Source organism: uncultured Porphyromonas sp., from assembly GCF_900541275.1.
Classification (GTDB): Bacteria; Bacteroidota; Bacteroidia; order Bacteroidales; family Porphyromonadaceae; genus Porphyromonas_A.
On record NZ_UQJH01000013.1, the window covers coordinates 28,861 to 44,896 of the forward strand.

Below are 16,036 nucleotides of genomic sequence, written 5' to 3' on the forward strand. Positions count from 1 at the left end.
TTCTGTCCGGATAGTAAAAAGTGGGACGCTGACCCGGCTGCCGGAGCGCCTCAGAGAGATCGGCACCAGTCGCTGAGGAGGCAGGCGCCGTCGGGTGTGAGGATGCTCTCGGGGTGAAACTGCAGCCCGACGAGCGGGAGCTCCCTGTGCCGTATCGCCATCACCACCCGGTCCTCTACCGTCTCTGCTGTGACGGCGATCTGCGATCGGCTCACCTCGGTCTCACGAAGCGCCCAGCTGTGGTACCGCCCCACGCACATCGGGGGGTAGGTGCCGTCCCGCCACTCGATGAGCGACCCGACGCCATGCTGCGGGTGATCCAGCCGGTAGAGCTCCATGCCATAGAGCGTGCCGATCTGCTGGTGTCCCATACAGATCCCCAGCACCGGCAGCCCGGCGGGTCGCCTATGGAGGAAGTGGAGTACATCGGGGTGCTCCTCCACGACACCGGGTCCCGGGGAGAGGATCACCCCGTCTGCCCCCTCGAGGAGACCCGGTCGACTGAGCGCCTCCTCGGGCAGCACCTCGACCTCTGCCCGGCACTCCTCGCGGAGGATCTGGGCAAGATTGTAGACAAAGGAGTCTCGCTGGTCGATGAGATAGAGCTTTTTCATTGGTCCATGGGTTGATTCTCCCACAAAGGTAGTACATTTGGTTATGCTTAGTGAGATAGTCCGGGATTTCAATCGACTGGGGGCGTCCGGGACCCCCTTCTACTTCCTCCTGAGTTATAAGGGGGACGAGTGCTACATCGACATGGGTGACGGCTCGGGTGAGCAGGCTTTTTACCTCTCTGTAGAGGGGCAGGCCAATCGGCCCTTGGAGAGCCTCCCCTACGATGGACCATTGGTGCCCCTCTCGCTCTCAGCTTATCCGGAGAGCTTCGAGCGGTATGCGGAGCGCTTCGGGGTGATCCGGGAGGGGCAGCTGCGGGGGGACTCCTTCCTCGCCAATCTGACGCTGCGGACAGCGGTGGACTTCAGCGGTGACCCGAGGGAGCTCCTGAGGCGGGTGCAGGCGAAGTATTGCGCCTGGGTGCCGGGGCGGTTTCTCTGCTTCTCCCCGGAGATCTTCGTCCGTATATCTGAGGGCGGAGAGATCAGTTCTTACCCGATGAAAGGGACGATCGATGCCACGCTGCCGGATGCGGCGGAGCGGATCCTCACCGACCCAAAGGAGCAGGCGGAGTCGGCGACGATTGTCGACTTGATCCGCAACGACCTCTCCTCGGTGGCAGAGCAGGTCCGGGTGCGGCGCTACCGCTATCTGGATCGCGTGGAGACGCGGGGTGGGGCGCTGCTTCAAGTGAGCTCCGAGGTAACGGGACAGCTGCCCGAGGGATGGCGCGGTCGGCTGGGCGACCTGCTCGACCGGCTCCTCCCGGCCGGGTCGATCACCGGAGCGCCTAAGGGGGCGACCCGGGCGCTGATCGAGCAGGCGGAGAGACATGAGCGGGGATTTTACACCGGCATCTGTGGTCACTTCGATGGGAAGAGCCTCAACACGGGCGTGATGATCCGCTTCATCGAGCGGGATGGGGAGCACTATTTCTACCACGCCGGCGGAGGCATCACGATCAATAGCGACTGCCGGAGCGAGTATGAGGAGGTAATCGAGAAGATATACCTGCCCCTATGATCCGCTACATCGAGACCATCAGCGTGGAGCAGGGGGAGGCGATCCCTCTCGCGGCGTATCACCTCCGGCGGGTGCGGGAGACGCTGGGGGAGGAGCCGGACTTCCTCCGGTCAGAGGTACAGCTGGTCAGGCTCTTCCGTGCAAACCGCCCCGCTGAGGAGGCCGGGCAGTACAAGCTTCGTCTCGTCTACTCCGCTGCCGGCATCGAGGAGGTGTCGGTCACTCCTTATACGTACGACATCAGTCGGGTGAGGAGACTTCAGTTGGTGGAGCTGCCGAGCGACTATCGCTACGACCGGAAGTATCTCGACCGGGAGCTCCTCGACCGCATCGCCGCCTCCCTGCCGGACCACGAGACGGTGGCGCTGCTGACGCAGGGCGGGCGGGTGACCGACACCACCTTCACCAATGTCTGCCTCCGCCGTGACGGCCGCTGGGAGACGCCCGACGTACCTCTCCTGGAGGGGACGAGGCGTCGCTCCTACCTCGATGCGGGGGCGATCAGTGCCGTGCCGGTCTCGGTCTCAGAGCTGCTCGCCGGTCGCTGGAGGGAGATTTCTCTGATCAATGCGATGAATCCGCTCGGTCGGATGATGCTACCGATCACCTCCGCGACGCTTTTTGTCGCCCCAGACGAGTCGCCTGAGAGTCTGGACGAGGCGCCCATTGAGTAGCCGCTCGCTCCGCTCCTGACCCAAGAGCCTATAGAGTACCCGCTTGATGCGGAAGATCGTCCCGAGGTGGCGTGCATAGGGGTCGTCGCTCTGCCAGGAGGCGGCGTAGTGGTGGATCGTGCGGCTGCGTGGCGTGAGCGTCACGCGGTGGCTGACGAAGTCCATGGTGTAGAAGTAGTCGGTGGGGTAGACCGTCACGTCTCCCACCCGCTGGAGCCGGTCTTGGAGTCGAAGCCCCTTCGCCTGCAGCGTCGTGGTGAGCAGCTGCGGATTGGGCGTGAGGTTGAGCGTCCCATCGGGCAGACGGAAGGGACGGCTCTCGTAGTGAGCGAGTAGCTCTTGGATAAAGGGATGGTGCGGCTCGGCGGCGATGATCCCCGCCAGCACGTGCAGCCCCACCTCCTCGCCCAGTCCGACGAAGGCGGTGTCGTCCAGCAGGTCGTCTATGGAGTGGATCACCTCCATGTCGGTGTCGAGGTAGATCCCTCCCTCTCGCTCGAGGGCGTAGAGGCGTGCCACGTCGGAGACGAAGGCGTACTTCCCCGCCTCGTAAGCCTCCCGCGTGTAATCGAGCCGGTCGATGTCAAAGGTCTCCTCCGTCCACGCCCTCAGCTCATAGTCGGGGAGCTTCGCCCGCCAGCTCTCCACCATGGGGGGCAGAGGATTGGGACCAAACCAGCAGTAGTGTATGATCTTGGGTATCATCGTGGGGCGTATCTCCGCTGATCTTTTTTTCTAAAGTATCGCCCGATGAGGCGAAGCAGCGTCCAAAGGCGCGGCATCCGCGGTCGCTCTGCCGGCGGGATCAGGTCGTAGTAGCGCCAGACGCTGATGATCGACCGCAGGCGGGTCTTGAGTGGCACCTCCCGGTCATGCGCCAGCTCGAGGTGGTAGGTGAGGGCGGACCGGGGCGAGTGGTAGAGGAGGTTCATATACTTCGCACTGAGACCATCGTCGCGGTACTCGCAGAGGTAGATGACGCGATTGAGGAAGCGAAAGCGGTACTGCCGGTCGAGGCGGTTCCAGACCAGCGCCTCGGTGCAGAAGCGCTCGCCCTCCAGCTCGGGGAAAGGGTACCTCCGCAGGTAGTCGGTCCGGAAGACCTCCGCCATATCCTGCATCATCCCCCGCCGGTGACGGATCGTCCGCAGGTGGTTGTCAAAGAATTCCTCCCCGAGATCTCCCGAGGGGGTGCCGTCGAGGGCTCCCCGCAGCCCTACCAGCCCGGCAAAGGTGGCATCATCGCTGATCCGCTCCGTCTCTCTCAGGATCGTCTCCACCGCATCCGATGGCAAGCGGTCATCGCTGTCGACGATGAAAAAGAAGTCGCCCCTCGCCAGCTCGACCCCTCTATTGATCGCCCGGTGCTTACCGCCATTGGGCTGACGGTGGTAGCGGATGGGGAAGGGGTTGGCCGCCCCAGTCCAGTCCTCCACGAGCGACCTCGTGTCATCGGTGGAGCCGTCATCGATGATGATCCACTCGAGGTCGTGACAGCTCTGCTCCCTCAGGCTCTCGTAGAGCTTGGGGAGGATGTAGGCGCGGTTGTAGGTGGGGGTAAAAATCGTCAGCATACGCGGTCAGCGGATCTTTCGCTTGATGCTCCAGAGCAGATCGGAGAGCCGGTAGGAGCTGTGGGCGTAGTCCATCAGTCGGAAGGCGATGCGCCGCGCACCCCGCTCTGAGGGGTAGCGGTAGCGGAAATGGCTCATGATCTCCGCAAAGCACTTCACCTCCCCCGCACGGGCGATCTTATTCATCGCCATATCGGCGAGGATGTCATCGTACCACGGAGCCAGCAGGGCGGCGTAGTCTTCGCCTTTGCCCTGATAGGGATAGGTCTCGTCGATCCATCCGAGTAGCCGTCGTGCCGCCTCCAGCTCCTTGGAGGCCTTAGGTCCCTGCGTGATCGCCCCGGGGCGCTCCCGCCGGTAGTTGTACACCACCGCGCCTGCATAGTACCCGATGCGCCGACAGTGGGGTATGGCGGAGATGAAGAAGGCGACATCCTCCCCCGGCTGTATCGGGATGAAAGTGAGCCGGCCCCGCTCCACCACCGACCGATGCATGATGAAGGACCAGGAGGTGGCGTAGCTGCGGTGCCGGTGGATCAATTCGCGCCCCGTGACGATCCGCTCCCCGAGGGCGGAGAAGTCGATATTGGGTCGGGTGGTGCCGTCGGGGTAGCGGTCTGTCCAGTCAAGGAGGCAGAGGTCGAGTCGCCGAGCCTCCGCATCGGCGAGCAGCCCCGGCAGCACGCCCTCCTCGAGCCAGTCGTCCGAGTCTACATGGAGGAGGTACTCCCCGGAGGCGAGGGCAAGGGCGGCGTTGCGGGCAGAGCTGAGCCCGCCATTCTCCTTATGGTGATAGATGAAGTGTGGCACCCGCTCCGCATACGCCCGAGCGATCTCTCCCGACTCGTCCGTGCTCCCATCGTCGATGAGGATCACCTCATAGCTCCCGACCTCCAACCCTTGAGCGAGGAGCGAGTCGAGACACTGCCGCAGGTAGGGCGCAACGTTGTAGATCGGGACCAGTATGGAGAGCTTTCTTGTCATCGCTGCACCACCTCTGCCAGATAGTCAAGGGAGAGGTGCCTCTGCTCCTCGAGCTGCTGCCGAACCGCCTCGTAGTCGGGGCTGAAGGAGAGGAGCGGTACCCCCTCGCCGAGACAGCCGGTGAGCCCAAAGTCCTCCAGGAGACCGGTCACCTTGATCCGATTGAAGTCTGTCGGGAAGACCGTCATCGGCACTCCCGCCAGCAGTCCCAGCACCGTGCCGTGGAAGGTATTGGTCACCACCCCGGCAGCGTGTGCGAAGTAGCCGATGAGCGTCTCCGGCTCCAGCGCGAGGTTACGATGGGCCCAGGGGTGGTAAAAGCCGACGGAGACGATCTCCAGCCCCTCGCGGGAGGCGTAGGACTCGATCTGCCGGAGGATGACGGGGTCCTCCCGCCGATAGTCGTAGCCGTAGACGAGAAGGTAAGGCCGTGCCGGTGCGGGTGGGGCGATCTGAAGCTCGGCGTCAAAGCCGTCCAGCAGCACCGGGTCAAGCGTCCGGAGGGGTCGCTTCCCCGTAAGCTCCTCCACGATGTCAGCGGAGTTGGCATCCCGCACGGAGATGTGATCCATATCTGAGAGAGCCGCCCGGACCATCGGGAGGCAATGCCGATCAGCGATCTCGCTCATAGTGGTGGGGCCAAAGGAGGCAGCGTAGGTCGACACCCGATCGGAGGGGACTCCGAAGCCCCATCTCGCGGGAGTGATCCCGGCATGGAGGGTAAAGACCTCATCGCTACCGATCAGTACCCCCTCGAGGTCGCGGTAGTCGGCGAGGCGTCCCCCGCGCAGCCCTTTGTCCCGGACAAATCGGCGGAGGACAGTCCGCTTACGCTGGGCAAAGAGGAAGCGGTCGCCCCTCCAGAGCCACTCCTCGGGGCGGTCGATGGAGATACCGCCGGAACCGGACCCCTCCTGAGGGGCAAAGTCGTGATTTTCCTCATACCCCAGAGCCCTTGCCTCGATGCCGAAGTGGCGGCGGAGGACCCGCGTGAGTCCGTAGAGCTGGAGTATGGTGCCGTAATTGGTGACGTCGTCAAAGGTGATGATCCCGTACATAAGCATTATCCTAAAAGTGTCTCCTCGGGCGGTCGACGCCGTGAGGGTGTGGTGAGGATCGGCGTGGCGGGGAAGCCGATCGGGACGATGGCGATGAGCGCCTCCGACTCCCGACAGCCGGTGAGGCTGAGGATCCTCGCTTCGTCCCGCGGGAGGAGCGAGGCATTGCCGGCGCAGGCGCCCACGCCGTGGTAGTGGAGGGCGTAGAGGAGGTTCATCAGGTAGATCCCTCCGTCGATGTAGGGCTGCTGCCGATCCATCCCCTCCATATAGGTAAAGGTGAGGTCGGCGGTGACAAGGAGCAGCTGCCTGATCCCCTCGCTCTCGCTTCGGAAGCCGCCCTGCAGATCGAGGATCTCACGGACTACGGCAAGCTCGGAGACCGAGTGGACCCGCACCTCCTGCCGATTGCAGGCTGAGGGGGCGGTATTGGCGAGGCGAACCACCTCCCTGAGCAATGCGTCCGGCACCGGGCGATCGCTGAAGCGGCGGATGCTATGGCGGGAGGGAGCAAAAGTGGCAAAGTCCCCATGCCGTGTCTCCTCGGGTAGCACCTCCACCGCCCTCCGGGTCGAGTGGTGGGTGAGAGCGCTGTAGGTGGCGTCGGGGAAGTAGTCCGAGATGTCCGCCTCCCGCTCCCGGTGGTAGCTGTAGTAGGCGCTCAGGATCTCTTCGGCGGCGATGATCTGCGAGGTCTCCGGGAGTCCCTCCTCGCGCCACGCCTGAAGCAACTGCAGCAGGCGCGCCACCTTTGCCCGCCCGAAGCGCAACCTCAGGTCGCCCCCCTCGTGGAGGAAGCCCTTCTCGAGCGAGTGGTAGAGCACGGTGATCTCCAGCTCTCGAGCCGAGCGGGTCTCCCGGTGGAAGTAGGCGGAGTGACGGCGGTAGCGCCGATAGTCGGCGATGAAGATCCGGGGCACCTGCAGGCGGAGGCGCACCCGATTGTACCACGACATCAGCCGCGGTCCCAGCAGTCTCTTTAGTCTCTCCTTGGGTGTCACCTTCTCCATGATCCTACTCGCTCCCGCACCACACGGCGGAGATAGCTCCGCTCACCGGTCGTGAGCCCGATCCAGAGGATCAGCCCTCCGGATACCGCAAAGCTACACAGAGTTACCGTAACGAGCCGCCCCCACGACGGCTCCAGCGCATCCTGCATCATCAGCGTCACGCCCGTCGAGAGGGCGATGATGAGGAGCGGCTTGGCGACCACCTCCCGCACATAGGTGGCTATGCCGAGCGCCGGGATCTTCTCCCGCACGAGGAGCAGCCTCAGAGCGAGTGCCACCACATCGATCCCGATGTGGATGTAGAAGGCAGTCTCCACCGCCATCCCCACCTTGTAGGCCACGTAAGTGAGCGGGAGATTGAGCATGATCAGCGTACCGACGAGTGCCTGGTACTTGGCGATGCGCCCCGTCGCCTGCATCGCCATGGCGAGCGAACCGGAGGCGCACTCCACCATACAGTCGATGAGGGCGAGGGAGGCAAAGAGCACCGCCCCCCTCGGCGGCGTCACGAGCCAGACCGTCTGGAGGAAGTCCATCTCCAGTATCGCCGGCACGCAGACGAGCGTCAGGAGGTAGAGAGAGAACTTTCCCGTGCGGGTCACCAGGCGAAGCATCTCCTCCGTCTCCCCGATGGCGTACCGCTTGATGATCTGAGGATTGGAGGCGACCTGAAAATTGGTGTAAAAGGTCTGCACCGACGACATCACCTGCATAGCTATGGCGCGGGAGGCATTGGCGGTGGGCCCGAAGAAGAGGTTCATCAGCACATTGGCCCCCTGCCCCTTCATCACCCCGGCGAGGTTGCCAAAGACATTCCACCCCATATAGCCGAGCAGTGTCCGGAAGTAGCCCTTGTCCTCTATCCGCGTCAGCTGCGCCCCGGGGAAGTGTTGCCGCACGTAGAGCCTATAGATCAGCGCGATGACGAGGCTCACCCCGAGGAGCATCCCCCCATAGGCGACGAGCCGGTCGGCCTCGAGGGCAGCGTAGACCAACACGAGGACGACGCCCAGCTTGAGGAGCGTCTCGAGGATGCTGATCCGGGCAAAGACCTCCATCCGCTCATCCGCCACGATGAGGGCATTGAAGGGCACCTGCACGATCGTCACCATAAAGGAGAGCACGGCGAAGTGGTAGACCCAGAGTGCCGCCGCCATACGCTCCGGCGGGATGATCAGGTAGCGGTGGACAAACCACAGCCCCACCGTCTCCGCCAGCAGCCCGATCACGAGAGCCAGCGCCATATGGAGGTACCGGGTGGCGCTGAAGGTGATCCTCAGGTGCGCCTCATCCCGTCGCCCCAGATCGACGGCGAGGAAGCGCTGCGTCGCCCCGATCATCGCCCCATTGAGGAAGCCGAGCATCGTCACCACCCCTCCGACTACGTTGTAGAGACCATAGTCGGTCACGCCGAGGGCGGCGAGGAGCGCCCGGGAGGTATAGAGCCCGATCAGCAGCACGACCAGCTGACGGACGTAGAGCATCAGCGTATTCCGTGCGATACGACTGTTGCTCCCTTGGTGCTCCTCCTCCGGCAGGGTTGGTTTCATACGACAAAGATACCCCCTTTCTCCTGCTTTAGGACGCCTACCCTCATGTGAGCCATCCGAGAGGGCATTTTCTTTTATCGGTATTAGAGAAATCTAATACCGATATTAGTGATCTCTAATACCGATAAAAGATTTCTCTAATACCGATATTAGATTTCCTCAGTCGCGGAGGGTCTTGGCGGAGATGTACATAACGATCGCCAGGATGACGAAGAGGACCAAGCTCCCGATGAGGAGGGCGTAGCTCTCCAGCTGCATCAGCACGTAGATGGTCAGGTAGAGGAGCGTCATGATGCCCCCGAGGAGGAGTGCCTTCCTCGTCTCCGGGAGGATCATGCGGAAGTAGATGGTATTGAGCCCTATCGTCATCACGGCGGAGATCAGGTAGGCGAGGCCGAAGCCGATCACCTCACTCATGGAGAGGAGCAGGGTGTAGAAGAGTACCAGCGAAAGCCCTGTGAGGACGTAGTGAAGGAGGTAGATGCTCCCGCCGCGACGACGTAGTGTCAGCTCCACGAGATAGACCGAGAGGAGCGTGAGGGCGATGACGAGGATGCCGTACTTCACGCTCCGCTCCGTCTGGGCGTAGTTGTCTACCGGGCTGAGGAGACTGACGAAGTGGCTGTTGCGGAGGAGGGTGGACTGTCCCTCGCTGGCGATCAGATTGTCCTCGGCGAAGGTGCTCCAGTGAGCCTCAAAGTCCCCGCCGGTGATGCTGTAGTCGTCCGGCAGCTTCTTGCCCCGGAAGGAGGGGTCGGGCCAATTCCCCTTGATCGAGCTCTTGGCCGATACGCCGACGGCGAGGAGTCCGAAGTGCTCACTCCCGGCGATGTCGGTCTGGAGGCTGAAGGAGAGGTCTCTCAGCGCCCCCTCCTCATCGTCGGAGAGGGGCAGGTCGGCAGAGAGCGGGGCACTGGTCACATCCATGTCACTCAGGTAGGGGAAGTTCACCTCCATGAGATCGCCGTAATTGTCATCGATGCAGGTAGTGAGCGTGGAGAGGGAGGGGTCGTTCTTCATCTTATACTCCTTCCCATTGACCTTGATCCTGACGATGTCCCGGTAGCCGGTGGCGTCGCTGGTGGAGAGGGCGACCTTAGCCCGGCTGAGGTCGTATGTCCCCTTCACCTCGGAGAGAGCTCGACGGATCTCCTCCGCCCGCCAGGTGCCGGATAGGTCCACGTGCGCCGTATAGACGGCGACCTCGTAGATGCTGCGGTGGCGGTTCTCAATGTCGAGCACGGCATCTGCGGAGACCTCCTCGGGGATCAGGTAGAGGGCGCTCTCCTGAGCGTCCTTGACATCGGGTGTGTAGGGGACGACCAACACGGGGGTGAGGATGTTTTGGCTCTCGCCCCAGCGCGAGGTGATCTCCTGCGTGGCCTTGTGCCCCTCGTACTGTCGCGAGGAGACCAGCCCCTCCACCATAAAGAGGGGGATCAGGAGCAGTAGGGCGACCAGCCCGAGGATAAGCGTCTTGGCGACAAAGGGTAGGGAGTGCTTAGGCTCCCTCTGCGGTGGTATGACTTCCATGATTACTCTATGACATTATATTTATCTTCTGACCCCAAAGTTCATTATTTTCCCGGATCTTTTTATGTGGAATCTCCATTCCCCCTCTAAATTCTGTACTTTTGTGAGAAGTATGGATATAGTAAGAGATAAAGCAGGAACAAAGCGATGACGACGCTGGAGATCATACTGCTTGTGGTGGTCGGTGGGCTGCTGCTCCTCGTCCTGCTCCTCCTCGGGCGGATGGGGCGACTCACGGCGACCGCTGCCCGCACGGAGGCGACCCTCGAGAGCGAGCAGAGGAAGAGGGAGGAGCAGGAGGGGCTCTTCGATCGTCAGCTCGACCGGATGACGGAGCGCTTCGAGGCGCTCTCGGAGGTGATCACGAAGAGGCGGGCGGACGAACTCACCTCCGCAAATAAGCAGGAGCTGGACTTAGTGCTGGCACCGCTGCGGGCGAGCATTGACAAGATGGACCTCGCGCTGAAGTCCACCGGTGAGACCAATGCTCGCCGCTCCGGTGAGCTCGACCGGCAGATCCAGATGCTGATCGAGCAGACCACTGCCGTCGGCGACAAGGCCGACCGCCTCGCCCGAGCGATGTCGACGAGCGGTAAGGTGCAGGGCGACTGGGGCGAGAAGCGGCTGGAGCAGATCCTGCAGCGGGAGGGCTTTATCCGAGGGACGGAGTACGATGCTCAGGTGGTGTTGCGGCGGGGCGGTCAGGTGCTGCGCCCCGACTTTGTCCTCCACTTCCCCGACGGGCGGGACGTGATGGTCGATGCCAAGGTGTCGCTACAGGCTTTCCTACGCTACCACGATGCCGCCAATGAGGAGGGACGACAGGCGGCTCTTGCGGATATGGAGCGAGACCTAAGGGCACATGTGAGCGAACTGGCCAAGGCACGCTATCACGAACTGTCGCTCGAGGGGCGGAGCACCTTCCCCTACACCCTGATGTTTGTCCCCATGCCTGTCGTGCTGCAGTTGCTCTCGAGCAGTGACCTTGGGGACAAGGCTCTCGCGAGCAGGGTCTTCATCGTCACACCGGAGACGCTGATGCTCTTCCTCAGGATCATCAGCGAGGCGTGGATCAGTCGCCGGCAGGAGGAGAACATCGCCGAGGTGATTGCGCTGGCGGACAAGATGCTCCGTCAGGTGGATAATATGATGGAGGACTTCCGCCGAGTCGGCGGCAAGCTCGATGACGCCAAGAGCGCTTACAATGAAGCTCTTACCCACCTCAATGGCCGCCAGGGGCTGACCGGCTATGCTGACCAGATCCGTCAGCGCATCCGCTGAGGGCCCGTCTCACTCTCTACTTCTCTTCTGGTCTCTGTACAGTTAGCTCAATTTTCTCTCCCTTATATGAGGTGCGAATCAAGAGGGTCTTCGGTAGCCTATATGGAGCCTTGGCTCGTAAAATGACGGCAGGTATCCAGTAGCAGGTCAGGAGTGTGAGATTCTTCTCAGTCAGCTCCGAGACAAGCTTGGTGCTCGTGACGAAATTATTCGCCGCATCTCGCCCTGTGAGCGTCTTATCGTAGCCACTCTCTATGAAAGGTAGGAAGCTGCGGGTTGTGGCATACAATCTGTCCGAGATGTCTACCTCCTCCCCGGATGTTGTTACTTCAAAACACCGGAACTGACTAAGCGGCTCCGACAATGCGATTGCCATTACGGGAGTTGTCATGTAGTAGTCGTTATAAGACAGGTCATTATATCTCTTACTAAGCGAATAGTAGAGCCCTCGCTTACGATCTATTCCTTCATTATCGTAAGATACCGTAGAGTGAGAGCCGGGTACCGCTTCGCAAGTGAACGCTACAAAATCGCCTTCTGGATGTGAGAACTGGATGATCCCCTCAGGATTAAATTGTGCGACAAAGGAAGGATTAGTGATATACTCTGTGACACAACACTTGTAGAAGGATCTGTCAATCAAGTCTTCCTTACTAGACTGACAGCCCACCAAGGCAAGTATGAGAGCCACGAAGGCTCCTATCGTGATTGTACGTGTTCTCATTTTACTCTTATTCCTTTGATGATTACAGTTAGCGGTTTGTCCATCTGTAATTGGTGGTTTTTATACGGTTAACGACAAAGGTAAGGATTATTCACGACAAAGAGGTCAGTGGGGGGTGATGCACAGGATGTCGCGGAGGTCGGTGGTGTAGTGGGGGCTGGTGTGCTCCCGGCGGACGACGCCCTGCAGTGCATCGGGGTCGCGGGCTGCGACAAAGAGCCCGTGGTCCCCGTACCGCTCCCGGATGCGCCCCTCGATGGCTCGTAGGCGCTTCCGTCGCTGCTCCTCCTCGGTCTCAAAGGGCAGCGCCCGGTCCATCCGGACCAGGTCGGAGACGAGGATCCCCCCTTTCTTGAAGTCATAGCCCGGTCGCCAGATCGAGTCGAGCAGCTGCTGCACCACCGGCACCAGCTGCGAGAAGTCGCTCGTCGGCATCGTGAAGGAGCTCTGCACGTAGGGATTGTACTGCGGGATGTCGAAGCGAAAGCGATTGGTGCGGAGGTAGATCGCGAGATTGAGCGTGCCGAGGTGCTGTCGCTCCAGCTCGCTGCAGACGATGTCGAGGAACTCGAGGAGGATCATCTCCAGCTGCTTCTTGTCCGAGACGGCGTTGCCGAAGGAGCGGGAGCGGCCGATGCTCTTCGTGGGCGTCTCCTCACCGAAGGGGATCCTCGGCACCCCTCGCAGCTCGTAGTAGGTGTCCAGCCCGACGATGGTGAAATTTCGTCGCACCCACTCCGGTGTCCGCTGGACGAAGTCGTAGGCGGTCTCGATGCGGAAGCTCTCCATCTTGCGGAGGTTTCGCCTGCCGACGCCCCACACGTCGCCGATAGGTGTCCCCTCGAGCGCTCTGACGATGTCCCGTCGGCTGTCAAGGGTGTAGACGCCACCGGTCTCGGGGTGCTTCTTGGAGTAGTGGCTGGCGATCTTGGCGAGGGTCTTGGTGGGGGCGACACCGATGCCGGTGGGGATGCCCACGCCCCTGAGGACGGCTCGCCGGATCTCCCGCGCCAGCCGCTCGTACTCCTCATTGGGGGCAAAGTGGACGAAGCACTCGTCTATGGAGTAGACCTCCTGCTCCGGTATGATCGATCGGACCACGCTCATCACGCGGCGGGAGAGATTGCCGTAGAGGACGTAATTGCTCGAGCATACGGCGATGTGCTCGCGCTCCACCAAGTCCCGGATCTTGAAGAGAGGCACGCCCATAGGGATGCCGAGTGCCTTGGCTTCATTGGACCGGCTGACGACGCAGCCATCGTTATTGGAGAGACAGACGACGGGTCGGTTGCGCAGCTCGGGTCGGAAGACCCGCTCGCAGCTGACGTAGAAATTGTTGCAGTCGATCAGACCATACACGGCTCAGATCCGTCTCGGCCGATGGATGACGTAGGTGACCACGCCCCAGAGGATGAAGTCGTCCTCAGGGTCGACCCGCATAGGCGGGTAGGCGTTATTGGCAGAGACGAGGTAGGCCACATCGCCCCTTCGCTCCACAAACTTGATATTGAACTCCCCATTCACGCAGCAGACCACCACGTCATCGTTATGCACCTCCAGGGCGCGGTCGACGACCACGATGTCCCCCTCGTAGATATTGGCCCCCTCCATAGAGTCGCCCACGATGCGGGCAAGGAATGTCGTCGCCGGGTGACGGATCAGCTCCCTATTCAGGTCGATCGACTCCAGCCGGTCGTCCTGCGCCGGCGAGGGAAAGCCGGCAAAGATCCCCTCCTCGGCATAGGGCAGGGTGAGTCCCTCGCCCATCTCCACCTCGTAAAACTGGAGCGTCTGTCCGCTCCTCTGACTCTTCTGTACTCCCTTATCCATAGCAATACAAAGGTAGCGATATTTCACCTCTCGCTCCCCGGGAGGAGGCTTGCTGTGGCGTGTAAAAAAGGAAGCCCGCCCCTCGATGTCGCATCGGAGGGCGGGCGCAGTCTTAAATAGGGTTTAGCTTATATGAAAAGATAATCGATCTGTGCCTCAGTGTAGAGACCTCAGAATATGATGTGCCAGAGGGCGAGCAGGATGATGACCCAGAGGGCGATGCTGACGGCCTTGACTGTCGTGCTGCTGTGCTTGCTCCGGAGGATCATCCCTATCGGGATCACCCCGATCACGTAGATCAGCAGGGCGGCGATCGGTAGGGCGGCAAAGCTCATCGCGATGGTGAAGAGGATGCCTGCTGCGGTATTGATGAAGTATTGCCCATCGTGGAAGAAGTCGTACTGAAAGAGATCGCCGTCGGCAAGGCCGGCGATCACACCCACCATCGCCACACATATGGCAATGACCATAAGGATGACCCCTGCCCAAAGTAGTCCCTTACGCCAGGCGGGGGAGAGGAAGTCGGAGGGGCGGGGGAAGGTACTCCTCCGCTCTCCCGGCTCCTTGCCCTCCGCCTCGCTCTTGGTGATCGTCTCGTCGATATTCTGCCAGATCGTCGAGGGGGAGACCGGCTTGCCGTGGAGCTCCAGCCGCTGTGTCACGGTCCTCGCCCTAGGAACAAAGAGTGCCATCGCCAGGTAGACGAGGATGATCGCCGGTGCGACGGGGGTGAAGAGTAGGAGGATGAATGTGAGACGGAAGAGTAGGGCGTCCATGCCGAGGTACTCTCCGATGCCGCCGAGGACACCACCGAGCCAGCGGTCCACAGTGGAGCGGTAGTAGATGTGCCGAGGCCGTGGTCCCTCCATGCCGATCGGTGGGATCGGTGGCGTGGGGGTCCTCCTCTGCTCCGTCTCGGTCTCTGGGGCAGAGGTGTCGGACTGGGCAGGCTCGTCGTCTGCCAGCAGCTCTTCCTCGACCGACTGCTGCTCCTCCTCGTCGTCGAAGAGGCGATCTAAGGAGCCGACCCGCTCTATCGTGCGGCGGACGGCATCGATGGTGATGGTGGCTCCCGGACCCTGCTGCCGGATCTCATCGGCAAAGAGGTCGGCGATGCGGCTCTCGAAGTCGGAGACGATCTCCCCATCGGGGTCCTCGGGGGCATAGTGTGATCGGATGCCCTCGATGTAGGCGTCAAGGGCGAAGTAGGCGTCCTCATCGATCGTGAAGGAGCGGCCGCCAAGGGTGACTGAAAGGTTCTTTTTCATGATGCTCTGTTTTTTTTGCCCTTATGGTTCTCTATTCCTTATCTGTCGGTCGCATCTCATCGACGGGCTCCTGCATAGGAGCGGGGGTGATCTGCGGACCGTTATTCTCCTGCTTGGCAGCTCGTATGAGATCGACCTGAGCATTCATCTCAGCCCAGTTCTGATTGAGCTTATCCAGTATACTTCGTCCCTTATCCGTAAGGGTGTAGTACTTGCGAGGAGGACCCTGAGTACTCTCCGCCCAGGTGTAGCCAATGATGCCGGCGCGACGCATCTTGCTCAGGAGAGGGTAGAGTGAGCCCTCCACGATAAGCAGGTCGGCCTCCTTGAGCAGATCGATAATGTCTGCCGAGTAGGCCTGGCGACTGTCAAGCAGGAGGAGCAGGTAGTACTCCAGGAGCCCTCGTCTCATCTGTGAGCGGAACTTGTCCGCCAAGTCAGTCTTTGCCATGATGCTCTTACTGTAGTTAGTGAAAATGATTCTATCTCTATATTGTACGGCAAAGATACGTATAATCTTAGTACCTTGCAAATATAAGGTAGTACGATATTGATGGCGAGGGTCAGGCAGGTAAGACGGGTCGGACGGGCCGGAAATGAGGCAAAGAGCGGATAGTTCCGTGCTTGGGGATAATGCATTAGGATCAGGTGGCTGTGCCGTCAGACTAATACCGGTATTAGATCTGCGCCTATAGGGGTGACGCATTTGAGCTTTACAGCTATGCAGAGGAGATCTGCGGCGCGAGATTCCTCTCCTAATGCACACGCCTGCCGATCCCGCAGGGGCGGAGCCCCGGAGGGATCACCGGTCTTTAGCTGTAAGTTTGTCATATGATCGTTGAGGGGCTTTTGAGCCCCGCTCAAAAGCCCCTCAACGCCACTCAAACAAAGGAGATAAATCTTTTGGGAGCT

Annotated in this window: 17 protein-coding genes; 3 read left to right on the plus strand and 14 right to left on the minus strand. The window is 61.1% G+C overall.

Annotation, left to right across the window (positions count from 1 at the left end; all coding sequences use genetic code 11):
• Positions 1 to 50: 50 nt before the first annotated feature.
• The gene (locus tag QZR17_RS06145) at positions 51 to 614 is read right to left on the minus strand and encodes an aminodeoxychorismate/anthranilate synthase component II (RefSeq protein WP_297128994.1); all 564 of its coding nucleotides are present in this window, start codon (positions 612 to 614) and stop codon (positions 51 to 53) included.
• Positions 615 to 657: 43 nt separating this feature from the next.
• On the opposite strand from QZR17_RS06145, the gene QZR17_RS06150 reads away from it, so the two are divergent.
• Both QZR17_RS06150 and QZR17_RS06155 read left to right on the plus strand, forming a co-directional pair.
• Complete coding sequence (locus QZR17_RS06150) at positions 658 to 1,638, plus strand: aminodeoxychorismate synthase component I (RefSeq protein WP_297128997.1); 981 nt, start codon at positions 658 to 660, stop codon at positions 1,636 to 1,638.
• A complete protein-coding gene (locus QZR17_RS06155; protein WP_297129001.1) occupies positions 1,635 to 2,312 on the plus strand; it encodes an aminotransferase class IV in 678 nt (225 codons plus the stop codon). The genes QZR17_RS06150 and QZR17_RS06155 overlap by 4 nt, the downstream gene beginning before the upstream one ends.
• Here QZR17_RS06155 and QZR17_RS06160 read toward each other — a convergent pair.
• The 7 genes from QZR17_RS06160 to creD form a co-directional block, all read right to left on the minus strand.
• Positions 2,235 to 3,017, minus strand: coding sequence for a glycosyltransferase (locus tag QZR17_RS06160; protein WP_297129005.1), 783 nt, complete (start codon positions 3,015 to 3,017; stop codon positions 2,235 to 2,237). The two genes, QZR17_RS06155 and QZR17_RS06160, sit on opposite strands and share 78 nt — an antisense overlap.
• Positions 3,014 to 3,886, minus strand: coding sequence for a glycosyltransferase family 2 protein (locus QZR17_RS06165; protein WP_297129007.1), 873 nt, complete (start codon positions 3,884 to 3,886; stop codon positions 3,014 to 3,016). The genes QZR17_RS06160 and QZR17_RS06165 overlap by 4 nt, the downstream gene beginning before the upstream one ends.
• 6 nt (positions 3,887 to 3,892) lie before the next feature.
• Positions 3,893 to 4,870, minus strand: a complete 978-nt coding sequence (locus QZR17_RS06170) for a glycosyltransferase (protein WP_297129010.1) — start codon at positions 4,868 to 4,870, stop codon at positions 3,893 to 3,895.
• Positions 4,867 to 5,928, minus strand: a complete 1,062-nt coding sequence (locus tag QZR17_RS06175) for a polysaccharide pyruvyl transferase family protein (RefSeq protein ID WP_297129013.1) — start codon at positions 5,926 to 5,928, stop codon at positions 4,867 to 4,869. The genes QZR17_RS06170 and QZR17_RS06175 overlap by 4 nt, the downstream gene beginning before the upstream one ends.
• A gap of 5 nt (positions 5,929 to 5,933) precedes the next feature.
• Positions 5,934 to 6,938, minus strand: coding sequence for a nitroreductase family protein (locus QZR17_RS06180; protein WP_297129015.1), 1,005 nt, complete (start codon positions 6,936 to 6,938; stop codon positions 5,934 to 5,936).
• Positions 6,926 to 8,488 (minus strand): lipopolysaccharide biosynthesis protein, encoded by a 1,563-nt coding sequence (locus QZR17_RS06185; RefSeq protein ID WP_297129018.1) that lies wholly within the window; start codon positions 8,486 to 8,488, stop codon positions 6,926 to 6,928. The genes QZR17_RS06180 and QZR17_RS06185 overlap by 13 nt, the downstream gene beginning before the upstream one ends.
• 159 nt (positions 8,489 to 8,647) lie before the next feature.
• Positions 8,648 to 10,021 carry a cell envelope integrity protein CreD gene (gene creD, locus QZR17_RS06190; protein ID WP_297129021.1) on the minus strand — a complete coding sequence of 458 codons (1,374 nt, stop codon included), beginning with the start codon at positions 10,019 to 10,021 and terminating at the stop codon, positions 8,648 to 8,650.
• A 147-nt stretch (positions 10,022 to 10,168) separates the two neighbouring features.
• Between creD and QZR17_RS06195 the strand changes: the two genes are divergently transcribed.
• Positions 10,169 to 11,302, plus strand: a complete 1,134-nt coding sequence (locus tag QZR17_RS06195) for a DNA recombination protein RmuC (RefSeq protein ID WP_297129024.1) — start codon at positions 10,169 to 10,171, stop codon at positions 11,300 to 11,302.
• Positions 11,303 to 11,318: 16 nt separating this feature from the next.
• Here QZR17_RS06195 and QZR17_RS06200 read toward each other — a convergent pair whose 3' ends face one another.
• The 6 genes from QZR17_RS06200 to QZR17_RS06225 form a co-directional block, all read right to left on the minus strand.
• Complete coding sequence (locus QZR17_RS06200; RefSeq protein ID WP_297129026.1) at positions 11,319 to 12,026, minus strand: hypothetical protein; 708 nt, start codon at positions 12,024 to 12,026, stop codon at positions 11,319 to 11,321.
• 105 nt (positions 12,027 to 12,131) lie between these two features.
• The gene (locus QZR17_RS06205) at positions 12,132 to 13,385 is read right to left on the minus strand and encodes a Y-family DNA polymerase (RefSeq protein WP_297129029.1); all 1,254 of its coding nucleotides are present in this window, start codon (positions 13,383 to 13,385) and stop codon (positions 12,132 to 12,134) included.
• A gap of 3 nt (positions 13,386 to 13,388) precedes the next feature.
• The gene (umuD, locus tag QZR17_RS06210; protein ID WP_297129030.1) at positions 13,389 to 13,856 is read right to left on the minus strand and encodes a translesion error-prone DNA polymerase V autoproteolytic subunit; all 468 of its coding nucleotides are present in this window, start codon (positions 13,854 to 13,856) and stop codon (positions 13,389 to 13,391) included.
• Positions 13,857 to 14,026: 170 nt separating this feature from the next.
• The gene (locus QZR17_RS06215; protein WP_296159543.1) at positions 14,027 to 15,124 is read right to left on the minus strand and encodes a PspC domain-containing protein; all 1,098 of its coding nucleotides are present in this window, start codon (positions 15,122 to 15,124) and stop codon (positions 14,027 to 14,029) included.
• Positions 15,125 to 15,155: 31 nt separating this feature from the next.
• On the minus strand, positions 15,156 to 15,575 hold the full coding sequence (locus QZR17_RS06220) for a PadR family transcriptional regulator (protein WP_296159553.1): 420 nt from the start codon (positions 15,573 to 15,575) through the stop codon (positions 15,156 to 15,158).
• A 209-nt stretch (positions 15,576 to 15,784) separates the two neighbouring features.
• A partial coding sequence (locus QZR17_RS06225) for a hypothetical protein (RefSeq protein WP_297129033.1) occupies positions 15,785 to 16,036 on the minus strand: 252 nt, incomplete at its 5' end.

Coding starts and splice junctions, on each gene's coding strand:
- QZR17_RS06145 (WP_297128994.1), bottom strand. CDS start 614: ATGAAAAAGCTCTATCTCATCGACCAGCGAGACTCCTTTGTCTACAAT.
- QZR17_RS06150 (WP_297128997.1), top strand. CDS start 658: ATGCTTAGTGAGATAGTCCGGGATTTCAATCGACTGGGGGCGTCCGGG.
- QZR17_RS06155 (WP_297129001.1), top strand. CDS start 1,635: ATGATCCGCTACATCGAGACCATCAGCGTGGAGCAGGGGGAGGCGATC.
- QZR17_RS06160 (WP_297129005.1), bottom strand. CDS start 3,017: ATGATACCCAAGATCATACACTACTGCTGGTTTGGTCCCAATCCTCTG.
- QZR17_RS06165 (WP_297129007.1), bottom strand. CDS start 3,886: ATGCTGACGATTTTTACCCCCACCTACAACCGCGCCTACATCCTCCCC.
- QZR17_RS06170 (WP_297129010.1), bottom strand. CDS start 4,870: ATGACAAGAAAGCTCTCCATACTGGTCCCGATCTACAACGTTGCGCCC.
- QZR17_RS06175 (WP_297129013.1), bottom strand. CDS start 5,928: ATGTACGGGATCATCACCTTTGACGACGTCACCAATTACGGCACCATA.
- QZR17_RS06180 (WP_297129015.1), bottom strand. CDS start 6,938: ATGGAGAAGGTGACACCCAAGGAGAGACTAAAGAGACTGCTGGGACCG.
- QZR17_RS06185 (WP_297129018.1), bottom strand. CDS start 8,488: ATGAAACCAACCCTGCCGGAGGAGGAGCACCAAGGGAGCAACAGTCGT.
- creD (WP_297129021.1), bottom strand. CDS start 10,021: ATGGAAGTCATACCACCGCAGAGGGAGCCTAAGCACTCCCTACCCTTT.
- QZR17_RS06195 (WP_297129024.1), top strand. CDS start 10,169: ATGACGACGCTGGAGATCATACTGCTTGTGGTGGTCGGTGGGCTGCTG.
- QZR17_RS06200 (WP_297129026.1), bottom strand. CDS start 12,026: ATGAGAACACGTACAATCACGATAGGAGCCTTCGTGGCTCTCATACTT.
- umuD (WP_297129030.1), bottom strand. CDS start 13,856: ATGGATAAGGGAGTACAGAAGAGTCAGAGGAGCGGACAGACGCTCCAG.
- QZR17_RS06215 (WP_296159543.1), bottom strand. CDS start 15,124: ATGAAAAAGAACCTTTCAGTCACCCTTGGCGGCCGCTCCTTCACGATC.
- QZR17_RS06220 (WP_296159553.1), bottom strand. CDS start 15,575: ATGGCAAAGACTGACTTGGCGGACAAGTTCCGCTCACAGATGAGACGA.